We start from the raw sequence: 15,647 nt of genomic DNA on the forward strand, positions 1-15,647 counted from the left end.
GGCCGCGTATGAGGGGGGACCATGCCGCGAACGCCGGATCCGGGAGCACCTGAGTCGGACCACGAAGAACATCCAGGAGCACCGGAGCGGGATCACGAAGGACATCCGGGAGCACCGGAGCCGGATCACGAAGAAGATCCGGGAGCACCGGAGCGGGATCACGAAGAACATGCGGGAGCACCGGAGCCGGATCACGAAGAAGATCCGGGAGGACCCGGGTCGGACCACGAAGGAGACGAGGAGCCCTGGCTCGGCAGTGACGAGGTCTCCGAGCTGTGGCAGGTACGTAAGCACTGGCTGCCGAGCGTCGCCTCTCTCGCAGGTGTCCGCAGTCGCGAGTTCGGCGGGGAGAGCCGGGGCACCTACGGGGCCGCACCGACCTTTCACCACTATCACCCCGAGGATGCCCGGCGAGCCGCGTCGACCATCGCCGAGGGCCGCGTCGAGATCCCGTCGACCTGGCGCCTGGACACTCCTGCCGGTCGGCTGGTCGAGAAGGGGAGCCTCTTCGTGTTCCGTCTCGGCTGCCTCGTCTTCGTGGCCATGCTCCTCGGCATGGTGTGGCTGCTGGTCCACGCTCTGGCGTCGTCCTGAGCCAGCACGTCACCGGCCGAACGTCACCCGCGCTCCACCACGACCCGCGATCCACCCCCCGCGCTCCACCACACGACCGTCACCTCGCTCGACCACAAGACCGTCACTCGCTCGCCCACACGACCGTCACCCGATGTCAGGCGGATCCACCCGCACCCACACCACCCCCTCCCCCCGCGCCGCCATCCGCGCAGCCTGCGCGGCCTTCAGCGCGGAGGCCAACGCGGCGCCCCGCCCGGGCGGCACCCGCACCAGCACCCGCTCCCACTGCTCCCCCACCGGCGGTGCCCCCACCCTCCGAGGCCCCCCGCCCGTCGTCACCGGCAACGGCACCGGTCCCAGCACCTCGGCCTCAACAGGCAGCTCCACCGCCGACAGGAACCCGGCCAGCGCCTCCCCCGTCCCCGACACCGCGGCCATCCGGGACACCGGCGGAAACCCCAGCTCCGCCCGCTCACCCAGCTCACGGACCGCATGGCCCACGGGATCCCACCGCACCAGCGCCTGCACCGGCCGCAGTGTCGGCTCGGCGACGACCACCACCGTCCCCCCGGCGCCCTGCCCCCGCACCAGGGCCGCCGCCGCGATCCACCGCCGCAACGCGTCCTCCCCGGCCCGCAGATCCGGCCGCCCGAGCATGGCCCACCCGTCAAGGAGCAGCGCCGCCGCATACCCGCCCTCGGCGACCGGCTCCGCCCCCGGCGTACTCACCACCAGGGCCGGCGCCCCCGGCACGGTGTCCAGCACATGCTCACGCCCCGACGTGCGCACCGGAACAGCGGGGAACGCCCGCCCCAGCTCCTCCGCGGTGCGCCGGGCCCCCACCACCTGGGCCCGCAGCCGGAACCCCCCGCACTCCGGACAGTGCCAGGCCGGCTCCTCACGCCCGCACCACCCGCACTTCAGCGCCGCCCCCGACTCCTGCCCCTCCAATGGCCCGGAGCAGTGCCGGCACCGCGCCGGCGCACGGCAGTTGCCGCACGCCATCCGCGGCACATACCCCCGACGCGGCACCTGCACGAGCACCGGCCCGTGCCGCAGCCCTTCCCTGACGGCCTGCCAGGCGAGCGTCGGCAGCCGGGCCGCCCGCGCCGCCTCGTCCCGCGCGAGATCCTGGTCCCCGACGGTCCGCACCAGCGGAGCGACGGCCCGCACCTGCTCCCGCGAGGCGACGAGCGGCCCCGCCCACCCGCTCTCCACCAGCTGCGCGGCCTCCACCGTGCAGCTCCAACTCCCGAGCAGGAAGGCGCACTTGTCCTGCGCGGCCCGCAACAACAGCACTTCACGCGCATGCGGCTGCGGGGCATGCGGCTCACTGTGGCTGTCGTCGCCGTCGTCCCACAGGGCGACGAGCCCCAGGTCCTGCACCGGCGCGAACATGGCGGCCCGCGTCCCCACCACGGCCCGCACGGCCCCCCGCCGTACGGCCAGCCACTCGCGGTACCGCTTCTCCGGCCCGGCGTCGGCGGTCAGGACGGCATGCCGCCCCTCCCCCAGCACCGCGGTCAGCGCGGCGTCGACCCGTGCGACGGCCCTTCCGTCCGGTACGACGACCAGGGCCCCCCGTCCGGAGGACAAGGTCGCGGCGACGGCCCGTGCCAGCTCCTCGCTCCACTCGGGCCCCGGCAGGGCGTTCCAGACCGCCCGGGGAGCGCCTCCCGTGGCCAGCGACTCCAGGAACGCGCTCCCGCGCTCGTAACGCCCCCAGGACCCCGCCTGGGGCGCCCCGGGTGGCGGCAGGGGTGCGGGCGAGGGCCGCTGCTCGGCCCGGGCGCTGCGCGGCGGCACGGCGAGCTGGAGCACATCGGCGAGGCTGCCCGCATACCGGTCGGCGACGGCCCGGGCGAGGCCCAGCAGTTCCTCGCTGAGCACCCGCTCCGGAGACACGACCTGGGCGAGCGCGGCCAGGGGCCCGGAGTAGTCCGACTCGGCGAGCCGCTCGATCAGAAACCCGTCGATCAGGCCGCCGCCCTCGCGCCGCCCGTCCCTGACCCGGCCCCGCCCGGCCCCGAACCGCACTCGGACCCGCACCCCCGGCTGGGCGTCCGCGTCGAGTTCCTCGGGCACCGCGTAGTCGAAGTACCGGTCGAGATGCAGCACGCCCTTGTCGACCAGAACGCGCGCGACGGGCAGTTGCTTGGCCAGCGCGGCTCCCCGCCAGGTCCGCGGCTTGGCCCGCGGCACCTTGGCCTTGCGCACGCTCTCCCGAATGAGCGCAAGCTGCTCGGGGGGCGCCCCCTCCGCGCCCTCGCCCGTCACCCCGTTCTCGCTGCTCACCCGGACATTCTTACCAGCCCCCACTGACAACCACCGCAGCCGGAAGCCCGGCTCCCGCAGCCCCGCCGGACCCTGGTCGTGAAACGCCGAGGCCCGGCACCCCCCAAGGGGGCACCGGGCCTCGCGGCAGTCTAAGGGCTCTGCGGTACTACAGCCCCGCGGCCTTGCGCAGCGCCTCCACGCGGTCCGTCTTCTCCCACGTGAACTCGGGCAGCTCGCGGCCGAAGTGGCCGTACGCCGCCGTCAGGGAGTAGATCGGGCGCAGCAGGTCGAGGTCGCGGATGATCGCGGCCGGACGCAGGTCGAAGACCTCGTCGATCGCCTTCTCGATCCGGTCGGTGTCGACCTTCGCGGTGCCGAAGGTCTCCACGAACAGACCGACGGGCTCGGCCTTGCCGATCGCGTACGCCACCTGGACCTCGCAGCGCGAGGCAAGGCCCGCGGCGACGACGTTCTTGGCGACCCAGCGCATCGCGTACGCGGCCGAACGGTCCACCTTGGACGGGTCCTTGCCCGAGAAGGCACCGCCGCCGTGGCGGGCGTAGCCGCCGTAGGTGTCGATGATGATCTTGCGGCCGGTCAGGCCGGCGTCACCCATCGGGCCGCCGATCTCGAAGCGACCGGTCGGGTTGACCAGGAGACGGTAGTTGTCCGTGTCCAGCTTGATGCCCTCGTCCAGGAGCGCCTTGAGCTCCGGCTCCACGACGAACTCGCGGATGTCGGGCGCGAGCAGCGACTCCAGGTCGATGTCGGAGGCGTGCTGCGAGGAGACCACGACGGTGTCCAGACGGACCGCCTTGTCACCGTCGTACTCGATGGTGACCTGGGTCTTGCCGTCGGGACGCAGGTAGGGGATGGTGCCGTTCTTGCGGACCTCGGACAGGCGCTTGGCCAGCCGGTGCGCCAGGAAGATCGGCAGCGGCATCAGGGTCGGGGTCTCGTCCGTCGCGTAGCCGAACATCAGACCCTGGTCGCCCGCGCCCTGGCGGTCCAGCTCGTCCTCGTCGCCCTCGACACGGTTCTCGTACGCCGTGTCGACGCCCTGCGCGATGTCGGGCGACTGCGCGCCGATCGACACCGAGACACCGCAGGAGGCGCCGTCGAAGCCCTTCTTGGAGGAGTCGTAACCGATCTCCAGGATCTTCTCGCGCACCAGCTGGGCGATCGGCGCGTAGGCCTTGGTGGTGACCTCACCGGCCACGTGCACCAGACCGGTGGTGATCAGCGTCTCGACGGCGACCCGGGACGTCGGGTCCTCCTTGAGCAGCGCGTCGAGGATGGTGTCACTGATCTGGTCAGCGATCTTGTCGGGGTGGCCCTCGGTCACGGACTCCGAGGTGAACAGGCGACGGGACACAACGCTCCCTGGGGTTGCAGCGGCTGCTGGCTGATCATTGACGGACGGGCTCGGGGGCTGCGCCCGGCATCGTCCGAGAACAGCTTATCGGTCGTGCTCGGCCATCGGCCCCCCTGTCTCGCCTCTCGGGAGGGCTGTGACCTGCGGCACGCGCATTGTGCCCAATTCCGAGCGGGCTTGGCCAGGGGCGCCACACCTCTGTGGCAGAGGTTTGAGGGGACCGAGAAGCGAATGAAACATTCAGGAGAGGCGCGCCGCCACCAGGTCCCAGACGGTTTCGGCCAGGAACTCCTTCGGTCCGTACGGGACGGGGGTCTCGCTGCCGTCGGCGCCGAGCACCACGGCCTCGTTCTCCTCGGACCCGAAGGTCTTGCGCTCGCCCACCTCGTTGACGACGAGGAGGTCGCAGCCCTTGCGCTCCAGCTTCGCGCGGCCGTTGGCCAGGACGTCGTCGGTCTCGGCGGCGAAGCCGACAACGACCTGGCCGGGGCGGGCGCGCTCGGCCGAGATCTCGGCGAGGATGTCCGGATTCCGCACCAGGACGACGGGCTCGGGGTCCTGGCCGTCCTTCTTCTTGATCTTTCCGGTGGCGTAGTCGCGCGGCCGGAAGTCCGCGACCGCGGCCGCCATGACGACCGCGTCGGCGTCGGCCGCAGCCTTGAGGACCGCCTCACGCAGTTGTACGGCCGTCCCCACCGGGACCACGTCCACGCCGGCCGGGTCGGGCAGTCCGGTGTTCGCCGCGAGGAGCGTGACCCGGGCGCCGCGCGCGGCGGCGGTGCGGGCGAGGGCGTAGCCCTGCTTGCCGGAGGAGCGGTTGCCGAGGAAGCGGACCGGGTCGAGGGGCTCGCGGGTGCCGCCCGCGCTGACGACGACATGCCGGCCGGCGAGATCGGGCTCCGGCACTCCCCTGGCGAGCACACGGCGGCACACCTCGAAGATCTCGGACGGCTCCGGCAGCCGGCCCTTGCCGGTGTCGACGCCGGTCAGCCGGCCGACGGCGGGTTCGATCACGATCGCACCGCGCCGCCGCAGGGTCGCCACGTTCTCCTGGGTGGCCGGGTGCTCCCACATCTCGGTGTGCATCGCGGGCGCGAAGACGACCGGGCAGCGGGCGGTGAGGAGGGTGTTGGTGAGCAGGTCGTCGGCGAGGCCGTGCGCGGCCTTGGCGAGCATGTCGGCGGTGGCCGGGGCCACGACCACGAGGTCGGCGTGCTGTCCGATGCGGACGTGCGGTACCTCGTGGACGTCGTCCCAGACCTCGGTGGAGACCGGGTTGCCGGAGAGGGCGGACCAGGTGGCGGCGCCGACGAAGTGCAGCGCGGAGGCGGTGGGGACGACGCGGACCTCGTGCCCGGACTCGGTCAGCCTGCGCAGCAGTTCACAGGCCTTGTAGGCGGCGATGCCACCGCTGACGCCCAGCACGACCTTCGGCTTGTCCACCAGGTCTCCCCTTCGTCGAAGCAACGACTCCATGACACACCACAGGCCCGACAGTCGCGCTGCCGGGCCTGTGGAAAAGCCAACTGCAATCTGAACGTACTACTTACTGCGCCGGGCCCTCGACGGCCTCGGACGTCAGCAGACCCGCGTTGATCTCGCGGAGGGCGATCGAGAGCGGCTTCTCGTGGACGTGGGTGTCCACCAGCGGACCGACGTACTCGAGGAGGCCCTCGCCGAGCTGCGAGTAGTACGCGTTGATCTGGCGGGCCCGCTTGGCCGCGTAGATCACGAGGCTGTACTTCGAGTCGGTGGCCTCGAGGAGCTCGTCGATCGGCGGGTTGATGATGCCCTCGGGCGCGGAGATGGAAGAGGACACGCTCTACCTTCCGATGGATGGGAAAGAATCAGTGTCAGTGACCGGCGACGATCACAGGACATCCATCAAGGCTAGCAGCTCGCGCGCCACGTCCTCGACGGAGGTGTTGACCAAGGTCACATCGAACTCGGGTTCGGCCGCCAGTTCGACCTTCGCCGCTTCCAGGCGGCGAGCGATCACCTCGGGCGGCTCGGTGCCCCGTCCGGTGAGTCTGCGCACCAGCTCCTCCCAGGAGGGAGGAGCCAGGAACACCAGCTGGGCGTCCGTCATGGACTCACGGACCTGCCGGGCACCCTGGAGGTCGATCTCCAGGAGGACGGGCTCACCGGCCTCCAGCCGCTCCAGCACGGCCGCACGCGGCGTGCCGTAGCGGTTGCCGGCGAACTCGGCCCACTCCAGAAGCTCGCCGTTGGCGATCAGCTTGTCCATCTCCTCGTCGGTGACGAAGAAGTACTGGACACCGTGCTTCTCGCCGGGGCGGGGCTTGCGGGTCGTCGCCGACACCGAGAGCCAGACCTCGGGGTGTTCCTTGCGCATATGGGCGACGACCGTGCTCTTGCCGACCCCTGAGGGGCCGGAGAGCACGGTCAGCCGCGGACGTTCACTCATACAGCGATTATTCCAGCAAACCCGGGGTGCCCGGGCTCAGGAACCGGTGCTGCCGAACTCACGCTCCAGCGAAGCGATCTGGTTGGAACCGAGGCCGCGTACACGACGGCTCTCGGAGATGCCCAGACGCTCCATGATCTGCTTGGCGCGGACCTTGCCCACGCCCGGCAGGGACTCGAGCAGCGCGGAGACCTTCATCTTGCCGATGACGTCGTTCTCCTGGCCCTGCTTGATGACCTCGTGAAGCGAGGCGCCGGAGTGCTTGAGTCGATTCTTGACCTCGGCCCGCTCCCGGCGAGCCGCGGCGGCCTTTTCGAGCGCGGCTGCGCGCTGTTCAGGGGTAAGGGGCGGAAGAGCCACGCCTACGTCACCTCGGATGTCGAACTGTCGGATACGGACCGGTGAGGAACCTAGTCGCCCCACACCTGGTGAGCCACGAGCAACACGCTTGCCCGTTGACTCTGCTCGGAGACTAGCGGCCAACTCCGCCAGAGTCAGCGAGAACAGCGGAAAAGTCCTGGTCAGCCTCCGTCAGGACGGACATTCCTGACATACTGCCCCGGATTTGAGGATGTATTCAGACTCAAGCGGGCCTGTGACCACTCGTCGAACCAGCTGTCGAACCACTCGCCAGGGGACTCGAACGAGAAAATCGAACCTTCTCACCCGGTCGGCAGCGCCGCCCGGACCTCGTCCGCGAACCGCTCGGCGGACGCCCGCAGCGCCCCGGCGTCCGGACCGTGCCGGAGCACTCCCCTGCTGACGTTCGGGACGACATTGCGGATCGCCTTGCCGAAGACCCGGGGCAGATCGGCCGGAGTGGCCCCCTGGGCGCCGACACCGGGCGCGAGGAGCGGGCCGTTGATGTCCAGGTCGTAGGACGACAGATCGCCGAGCGTGGCCCCCACGACCGCGCCGAAGGACCCGAGGGGCTGCTCCCCGGTGTTCTCGGCGGCCAGGTGGGCCAGCATGGTCGCGCCGACGTCGCGGCCGTCCGCGCGGACCGCGTGCTGGACCTCGCCGCCCTCCGGGTTGGAGGTGAGCGCGAGCACGAACAGGCCCGCGCCGCTCTCCCGGGCCAGCGCGACCGCCGGCGCGAGCGAGCCGTAGCCGAGGTACGGCGACACGGTCAGCGCGTCCGAGAACAGGGGCGAGTCCTTGTGCAGGAAGGCCTCGGCGTACGCGGCCATGGTGGAGCCGATGTCGCCGCGCTTGGCGTCCATGAGGACCAGCGCACCGGCCGCCCGCGCCGCCTGGACCGTCTTCTCCAGGACGGCGACACCGCGCGAGCCGAAGCGCTCGAAGAACGCGCTCTGCGGCTTGAACACGGCGACCCGGTCGGACAGTGCCTCGACGACGGTGCGGCTGAACCGCTCCAGACCGGCCACGTCGTCGTTCAGGCCCCACTCGCCGAGCAGCGAGGCGTGCGGGTCGATCCCGACGCACAGCGGGCCGCGCTCGTCCATGGCGTGGCGCAGGCGGGCGCCGAAGGGCTCGTACGAGGTCATGCCGTCTTCCTCACGTCGGCGCCGACCGCGTCGGCGAGGGTGGCGTAGGGGCTCGTGCGCAGGCGTGCGGCGAGCCCCTTGTGGATGGCACGGCTCCAGAAGGGGCCCTCGTAGACGAACGCGCTGTAGCCCTGGACCAGCGTGGCACCGGCGAGGATGCGCTGCCAGACGTCCTCGGCGTTCTCCACGCCGCCGACGCCCACCAGGGTGATCCGGTCGCCCACGCGCGCGTACAGGCGCCTGAGGACCTCCAGGGAGCGCTCCTTGAGGGGCGCCCCGGAGAGCCCGCCCGTCTCCTTCACCAGCGAGGCCTCGGACCTCAGGCCCTCGCGCGCGATGGTGGTGTTGGTGGCGATGATGCCGTCCAGGCCGAGCTCGACGGCGAGGTCGGCCACGGCGTCGACGTCCTCGTCGGCGAGGTCGGGCGCGATCTTGACCAGGAGCGGGACCCGGCGGTGCGCGACGATGCGGTCGGCGGCCTCGCGGACGGCGGCCAGGAGCGGACGCAGGTGGTCGACGGCCTGGAGGTTGCGCAGCCCGGGCGTGTTGGGCGACGACACGTTCACCACGAGGTAGTCGGCGAAGGGGGCGAGCCGCTCGGCGGACTTGACGTAGTCACCGACGGCCTCGGTCTCCGGGACGACCTTGGTCTTGCCGATGTTGACGCCCACGACGGTCTTGAAGACCGGCTCGCGGGACGCGAGGCGGGCCGCCACGGCCAGCGAGCCCTCGTTGTTGAAGCCCATGCGGTTGATGAGCGCGCGGTCCGGCACCAGGCGGAACAGCCGCTTCCTGGGGTTGCCGGGCTGCGCCTCCCCGGTCACCGTGCCGATCTCGATGTGGTCGAAGCCCAGCATCGCCATGCCGTCGACGGCGACCGCGTTCTTGTCGAAGCCGGCCGCCAGGCCGAAGGGGCCGTGCATGCGCAGCCCGAAGGCCTCGGTGCGCAGCTCCCGGTACCGGGGAGCCAGGGCCGCCGCGACGAAGGTGCGCAGCACGGGGATCCGGACGGCGAGGCGGATCCACCGGAAGGCCAGGTGGTGGGCCTTCTCCGGGTCCATGCGCCGGAAGACGAGGTTGAAGAAGATCTTGTACATGGTTCCTCACGACGACAGGGGTGTCCTCACGAAGAGGGGGACACCGTTTCCGGTGTCCCCCTCGGGGCCGCTAGTCGCGGGCCGCGGTCAGGTGTTCCGCGTGTTCCTGGAGCGAGCGGACGCCCACGTCACCGTGGTTGAGGGCGTCGATGCCCTGGACGGCGGCGGCGAGCGCCTGGACCGTCGTCAGGCACGGGACCGACCGCGCCACGGCCGCCGTACGGATCTCGTAGCCGTCCAGGCGGCCGCCGGTGCCGTAGGGGGTGTTGACGATGAGGTCGACCTCGCCGTCGTGGATGTACTGGACGATGGTCTTCTCGCCGCCCGGGCCGGGGCCCTCGGACTGCTTGCGCACCACCGTGGCGTTGATGCCGTTGCGCTTGAGGACCTCGGCCGTGCCGGAGGTGGCGAGCAGCTCGAAGCCGTGTGCGACCAGTTCACGGGCCGGGAAGATCATCGAACGCTTGTCGCGGTTGGCGACCGAGATGAACGCGCGGCCCTTGGTGGGCAGCGGGCCGTAGGCGCCGGCCTGCGACTTGGCGTACGCCGTGCCGAAGACCGAGTCGATGCCCATGACCTCGCCGGTGGAGCGCATCTCCGGGCCGAGCACGGTGTCGACGCCGCGGCCGTGGATGTCGCGGAACCGCGACCACGGCATGACGGCCTCCTTGACGGAGATCGGCGCGTCGAGCGGGAGTTCGCCGCCGTCGCCGTTGGCCGGGAGCAGGCCCTCGAGGCGCAGCTCGGCGATGGTCGCGCCCAGCGAGATCCGGGCGGCGGCCTTGGCGAGCGGCACCGCGGTCGCCTTCGAGGTGAAGGGGACCGTGCGGGACGCGCGCGGGTTGGCCTCCAGGACGTAGAGGATGTCGCCGGCCATCGCGAACTGGATGTTGATCAGCCCGCGGACCCCGACGCCCTTCGCGATGGCCTCCGTGGACGCCCGCAGCCGCTTGATGTCGTGGCCGCCGAGCGTGATCGGGGGCAGCGCGCACGCCGAGTCGCCGGAGTGGATGCCGGCCTCCTCGATGTGCTCCATCACACCGCCCAGGTACAGCTCCTGGCCGTCGTAGAGCGCGTCCACGTCGATCTCGATGGCGTCGTCCAGGAAGCGGTCGACGAGGACCGGCCGCGAGGGGCTGATCTCGGTCGACTCGGCGATGTAGGACTCCAGACGGGTCTCGTCGTAGACGATCTCCATGCCGCGTCCGCCGAGGACGTAGGAGGGCCGGACGAGGACCGGGTAGCCGATCTCGTCCGCGATGGCCTTGGCGCCGGCGAAGGTGGTGGCGGTGCCGTGCTTGGGGGCCGGCAGGCCCGCCTCGGCGAGGACCCGGCCGAAGGCGCCGCGGTCCTCGGCGGCGTGGATCGCCTCGGGCGAGGTGCCGACGACCGGGACGCCGTTGTCCTTGAGCGCCTGCGACAGGCCCAGCGGGGTCTGCCCGCCGAGCTGCACGACGACGCCCGCGACGGGCCCGGCCTGCTGCTCGGCGTGGACGATCTCCAGGACGTCCTCCAGGGTGAGCGGCTCGAAGTACAGCCGGTCGGAGGTGTCGTAGTCGGTGGAGACGGTCTCCGGGTTGCAGTTGACCATCACCGTCTCGTACCCGGCGTCCGACAGCGCGAAGGAGGCGTGCACGCAGGAGTAGTCGAACTCGATGCCCTGGCCGATGCGGTTGGGACCGGAGCCCAGGATGATGACGGCCGGCTTCTCGCGCGGCGCGACCTCGCTCTCCTCGTCGTAGGAGGAGTAGAAGTACGGCGTCTTCGCGGCGAACTCGGCGGCGCAGGTGTCGACCGTCTTGTAGACCGGGCGGACACCGAGGGCGTGCCGCACCTCGCGCACCACGTCCTCGCGCAGGCCCCGGATCTCGGCGATCTGCTGGTCGGAGAAGCCGTGCCGCTTGGCCTCGGCGAGGAGGTCGGCGTCCAGGCGCTCGGCCCCGGCCAGCTCGTCGGCGACCTCCTTGATCAGGAAGAGCTGGTCGACGAACCAGGGGTCGATCTTTGTGTACGCGAAGACCTCCTCCGGCGTGGCGCCCGCGCGGATGGCCTGCATGACGGTGTTGACACGGCCGTCGGTGGGCCGTACGGACGCCTCCAGGAGCGCGGTCTTGTCGCCGGGCTCGCCGACGAAGGTGAACTGGCTGCCCTTCTTCTCCAGCGAGCGCAGCGCCTTCTGGAAGGCCTCGGTGAAGTTGCGGCCGATGGCCATGGCCTCGCCGACCGACTTCATGGTGGTCGTGAGGGTGGAGTCGGCCTGGGGGAACTTCTCGAAGGCGAACCGGGGGGCCTTGACCACGACGTAGTCGAGCGTCGGCTCGAAGGAGGCCGGGGTCTGCTCGGTGATGTCGTTCGGGATCTCGTCCAGGGTGTAGCCCACGGCGAGCTTCGCGGCGATCTTGGCGATCGGGAAGCCGGTGGCCTTGGAGGCGAGGGCGGAGGAGCGCGACACGCGCGGGTTCATCTCGATGACGATCACGCGACCGTCCTCGGGGTTCACCGCGAACTGGATGTTGCAGCCGCCGGTGTCGACGCCGACCTCGCGGATGATCGCGATGCCGACGTCGCGCAGCACCTGGTACTCGCGGTCGGTGAGCGTCATGGCGGGCGCGACGGTGATCGAGTCGCCGGTGTGCACGCCCATGGGGTCGAAGTTCTCGATGGAGCAGACGACCACGACGTTGTCGTGCTTGTCGCGCATCAGCTCCAGCTCGTACTCCTTCCAGCCGAGGATGGACTCCTCCAGGAGCACCTCGGTGGTCGGCGAGAGGGTGAGGCCCTGGCCCGCGATGCGGCGCAGCTCCTCTTCGTCGTGCGCGAAGCCGGAGCCGGCGCCGCCCATGGTGAAGGACGGGCGGACGACGACCGGGTAGCCGCCGAGGGTCTCGACGCCCGCCAGGACGTCGTCCATGGAGTGGCAGATGACCGAGCGGGCGGACTCGCCGTGCCCGATCTTCTTGCGGACCTCCTCGACGACGCCCTTGAAGAGGTCGCGGTCCTCGCCCTTGTTGATCGCCTCGACGTTGGCGCCGATCAGCTCGACGCCGTACTTGTCGAGGGTGCCGGCCTCGTGCAGCGAGATCGCGGTGTTGAGGGCCGTCTGGCCGCCCAAGGTGGGCAGCAGGGCGTCCGGGCGCTCCTTGGCGATGATCTTCTCGACGAAGTCCGGGGTGATCGGCTCGACGTAGGTGGCGTCGGCGATCTCCGGGTCGGTCATGATCGTCGCCGGGTTGGAGTTGACCAGGATGACCCTGAGGCCCTCGGCCTTGAGGACCCGGCACGCCTGGGTGCCGGAGTAGTCGAACTCGGCGGCCTGGCCGATGACGATCGGGCCGGAGCCGATGACCAGGACGGACTGGATATCGGTGCGCTTAGGCACGCTGGCCCTCCATGACGGTGCTCATCAAAGACGTGAAGCGGTCGAACAGGTAGGCGGCGTCGTGCGGGCCGGCCGCCGCCTCGGGGTGGTACTGGACGGAGAAGGCCGGCTGGTCGAGCAGCTGGAGCCCCTCCACGACGTTGTCGTTCAGGCAGACGTGGGAGACCTCGGCGCGGCCGAACGGCGTGTCGCTGACCTTGTCGAGCGGCGCGTCCACGGCGAACCCGTGGTTGTGCGCGGTCACCTCGACCTTGCCGGTGGTGCGGTCCTGAACGGGCTGGTTGATGCCCCGGTGGCCGTACTTCAGCTTGTAGGTGCCGAAGCCGAGGGCGCGGCCGAGGATCTGGTTGCCGAAGCAGATGCCGAACAGGGGCGTCCTGCGCTCCAGGACCGCGGTCATGAGCGCGACGGGGCCGTCGGCGGTGGCCGGGTCGCCCGGGCCGTTGGAGAAGAACACACCGTCGGGGTTGACGGCGTAGACGTCCTCGACGCTCGCCGTGGCGGGCAGGACGTGCACCTCGATGCCGCGCTCGGCCATGCGGTGCGGGGTCATGCCCTTGATGCCGAGGTCGATCGCGGCGACGGTGAACTGCTTCTCGCCGACCGCGGGGACGACGTACGTCTCCTTGGTGGCGACCTCCTCGTAGAGCGAGGCGCCCTTCATGTGCGGCTGGGCCTGCACGCGCGCGACGAGCTCGGCGTCGGCGGCGAGCGCCTCACCGGAGAAGATCCCGGAGCGCATGGAGCCGCGCTCGCGCAGGTGGCGGGTGAGGGCGCGGGTGTCGATGCCGGAGATCCCGACGATGCCCTGCGCGACCAGCTCGTCGTCCAGGGAGCGCTTGGCGCGCCAGTTGGACGGCACGCGCGCGGGGTCGCGCACCACGTAGCCGGAGACCCAGATGCGGCGGGACTCGTCGTCCTCGTCGTTCCAGCCGGTGTTGCCGATCTGCGGGGCGGTCGCGACGACGATCTGGCGGTCGTACGACGGGTCGGTCAGGGTCTCCTGGTAGCCGGTCATGCCGGTGGAGAACACGGCCTCGCCGAAGGTCTCCCCCACGGCCCCGTAGGCGCGGCCGCGGAAGATCCGGCCGTCCTCCAGGACGAGTACGGCGGGAACCTTCGAGGTTCCCCTGGTGGAGGTCGTCATCGTGCGCCTTCCGTTTCCGTCTTGTTGATCATGGAGTTGATGGCGTCGACCCACTCGGTGTGCTCGGCCGCGCGGTCGGACCGGAAACCCGAGTCGATCAGCCGTTCGCCGTGCGCCCAGGTCACCAGGAGCAGCCCGCCCTCGGTCAGGACCTTTCCGGCGATGCCCTTGCCGAGCACGGCTTCCCGCAGGGCCGCGCGGGGGACGAAGAAGTCGGTCGCGCCGGGGCGTACGACGTCCAGTCCCGCGTCGGTGAGCGTGAGCTCGACCCGGCTGCGGGTGCCCAGGCCGTGCGCCACGATCCGGTCGAGCCACTGCCCGGCGGTGGTGGAGCCGTGGTACCGGCCGCTCATGGTCAGTCTGGCCGGACCGGGGTCGTCCGGCGCGGTGGGCAGCTCGGGCAGGTCGCCCTGGAGGGTGCCGCGCCATTTCCAGCCCTCGCGCATCAGCCAGTAGACGAGCGCGACGAAGAGGGCGAGGCCGACGAGCCAGCCGACACGGGCGGCCCAGTCGGTGACCTCGGCCGACTTCTTCTCGGCGGCGAGTCCGGCGGCGAGCAGGGTTACTGGTGTCACGTGAGCTTCCCGTCGACGAGCGTGGCCTTGCCCCGGAGCCAGGTGTGGGTGACACGGCCCGGCAGCTCACGCCCCTCGTACGGGGTGTTGCGGCTGCGCGAGGCGAAGCCCGCGGGGTCCACGGAGCCACGGTATGCCGTGTCGACGAGCGTGAGGTTGGCGGGCTCACCTGCCGAGACGGGACGGCCGTGGCCCTGCGCCTGCCCGATCTCGGCGGGCTTGGCGGACATGCGCTCGGCGACCCCGGCCCAGTCCAGCAGGCCCGTCTCCACCATGGTCTCCTGCACCACTGACAACGCGGTCTCGAGGCCGACCATCCCCATGGCGGCCGCGGCCCACTCGCAGTCCTTGTCCTCGTGCGGGTGCGGGGCGTGGTCGGTGGCGACGATGTCGATCGTGCCGTCGGCGAGGGCCTCGCGCAGCGCCAGCACGTCCCGCTCGGTGCGCAGCGGCGGGTTGACCTTGTAGACCGGGTTGTACGACCGGACCAGCTCGTCGGTGAGGAGCAGGTGGTGCGGGGTGACCTCGGCGGTGACGTCGATGCCGCGGGACTTGGCCCAGCGGACGATCTCGACGGACCCGGCGGTCGACAGGTGGCAGATGTGGACGCGGGACCCGACGTGCTCGGCGAGCAGGACGTCCCGGGCGATGATCGACTCCTCGGCCACCGCGGGCCAGCCGCCGAGCCCCAGCTCGGCGGAGACGATCCCCTCGTTCATCTGGGCGCCCTCGGTCAGCCGCGGCTCCTGCGCGTGCTGGGCGACGACCCCGCCGAAGGCCTTCACGTACTCCAGGGCGCGGCGCATGATCACGGCGTCGTCGACGCACTTGCCGTCGTCGGAGAAGACGGTGACCCCGGCGGCCGACTCGTGCATGGCGCCCAGCTCGGCGAGCTTCTTGCCCTCCAGGCCGACGGTCACGGCGCCGATGGGCTGCACGTCGCAGTAACCGTGCTCCTGCCCCAGCCGGTAGACCTGTTCGACGACGCCGGCGGTGTCGGCGACCGGGAAGGTGTTGGCCATGGCGAACACGGCCGTGTAGCCGCCGCTCGCGGCCGCCCGGGTGCCGGTCAGCACGGTCTCGGAGTCCTCGCGGCCCGGCTCCCGCAGATGGGTGTGCAGGTCGACGAGGCCCGGCAGCAGGACCTTGCCGGCCGCCTCGACGACCTCGGCGCCCTCGGCGGACAGCCCGGTGCCCACCTCGGCGATGACGGCCCCGTCGATCAGCACGTCCTGCGGCTCGCCGCCGAGGACCTTCGCACCACGGATCAGGATCTTGCTCATGT

General features: G+C 71.1%; 13 protein-coding genes. 1 reads left to right on the forward strand and 12 read right to left on the reverse strand.

Annotated elements, in window-relative coordinates:
• Window positions 1-21: 21 nt before the first annotated feature.
• The gene (locus tag AQJ54_RS26190) at window positions 22-594 is read left to right on the forward strand and encodes a hypothetical protein (protein WP_211278589.1); all 573 of its coding nucleotides are present in this window, start codon (window positions 22-24) and stop codon (window positions 592-594) included.
• A gap of 126 nt (window positions 595-720) precedes the next feature.
• On the opposite strand, the gene AQJ54_RS26195 is transcribed toward AQJ54_RS26190, so the two are convergent.
• From AQJ54_RS26195 to AQJ54_RS26250, 12 genes are all read right to left on the reverse strand, one after another.
• Window positions 721-2,871 (reverse strand): primosomal protein N', encoded by a 2,151-nt coding sequence (locus AQJ54_RS26195; RefSeq protein ID WP_062241453.1) that lies wholly within the window; start codon window positions 2,869-2,871, stop codon window positions 721-723.
• 148 nt (window positions 2,872-3,019) lie between these two features.
• Window positions 3,020-4,228 carry a methionine adenosyltransferase gene (metK, locus tag AQJ54_RS26200; protein ID WP_062028221.1) on the reverse strand — a complete coding sequence of 403 codons (1,209 nt, stop codon included), beginning with the start codon at window positions 4,226-4,228 and terminating at the stop codon, window positions 3,020-3,022.
• A gap of 240 nt (window positions 4,229-4,468) precedes the next feature.
• The gene (coaBC, locus tag AQJ54_RS26205; protein WP_062028223.1) at window positions 4,469-5,671 is read right to left on the reverse strand and encodes a bifunctional phosphopantothenoylcysteine decarboxylase/phosphopantothenate--cysteine ligase CoaBC; all 1,203 of its coding nucleotides are present in this window, start codon (window positions 5,669-5,671) and stop codon (window positions 4,469-4,471) included.
• A gap of 103 nt (window positions 5,672-5,774) precedes the next feature.
• A complete protein-coding gene (rpoZ, locus tag AQJ54_RS26210; protein WP_003988945.1) occupies window positions 5,775-6,047 on the reverse strand; it encodes a DNA-directed RNA polymerase subunit omega in 273 nt (90 codons plus the stop codon).
• A gap of 51 nt (window positions 6,048-6,098) precedes the next feature.
• A complete protein-coding gene (gmk, locus tag AQJ54_RS26215) occupies window positions 6,099-6,656 on the reverse strand; it encodes a guanylate kinase (protein ID WP_062241455.1) in 558 nt (185 codons plus the stop codon).
• A gap of 36 nt (window positions 6,657-6,692) precedes the next feature.
• Window positions 6,693-7,016, reverse strand: coding sequence for an integration host factor (locus AQJ54_RS26220; protein WP_003977346.1), 324 nt, complete (start codon window positions 7,014-7,016; stop codon window positions 6,693-6,695).
• A gap of 302 nt (window positions 7,017-7,318) precedes the next feature.
• The gene (gene pyrF, locus AQJ54_RS26225; RefSeq protein ID WP_062241458.1) at window positions 7,319-8,164 is read right to left on the reverse strand and encodes an orotidine-5'-phosphate decarboxylase; all 846 of its coding nucleotides are present in this window, start codon (window positions 8,162-8,164) and stop codon (window positions 7,319-7,321) included.
• Window positions 8,161-9,261, reverse strand: a complete 1,101-nt coding sequence (locus AQJ54_RS26230; RefSeq protein ID WP_062241460.1) for a quinone-dependent dihydroorotate dehydrogenase — start codon at window positions 9,259-9,261, stop codon at window positions 8,161-8,163. Before AQJ54_RS26230 ends, pyrF begins: the two co-directional genes overlap by 4 nt.
• A 70-nt stretch (window positions 9,262-9,331) precedes the next feature.
• Window positions 9,332-12,640 carry a carbamoyl-phosphate synthase large subunit gene (gene carB, locus AQJ54_RS26235; protein WP_062241462.1) on the reverse strand — a complete coding sequence of 1,103 codons (3,309 nt, stop codon included), beginning with the start codon at window positions 12,638-12,640 and terminating at the stop codon, window positions 9,332-9,334.
• Entirely contained in the window at window positions 12,633-13,787 is a 1,155-nt protein-coding gene (gene carA, locus AQJ54_RS26240) for a glutamine-hydrolyzing carbamoyl-phosphate synthase small subunit (protein WP_062241464.1), read from the reverse strand. Before carA ends, carB begins: the two co-directional genes overlap by 8 nt.
• Window positions 13,784-14,362 (reverse strand): PH-like domain-containing protein, encoded by a 579-nt coding sequence (locus AQJ54_RS26245; protein ID WP_062028233.1) that lies wholly within the window; start codon window positions 14,360-14,362, stop codon window positions 13,784-13,786. Before AQJ54_RS26245 ends, carA begins: the two co-directional genes overlap by 4 nt.
• Complete coding sequence (locus tag AQJ54_RS26250) at window positions 14,359-15,645, reverse strand: dihydroorotase (RefSeq protein ID WP_062241466.1); 1,287 nt, start codon at window positions 15,643-15,645, stop codon at window positions 14,359-14,361. Before AQJ54_RS26250 ends, AQJ54_RS26245 begins: the two co-directional genes overlap by 4 nt.
• Window positions 15,646-15,647: the final 2 nt, after the last annotated feature.

It is taken from the genome of Streptomyces griseorubiginosus, assembly GCF_001514195.1.
GTDB lineage: Bacteria > Actinomycetota > Actinomycetes > Streptomycetales > Streptomycetaceae > Streptomyces > Streptomyces griseorubiginosus.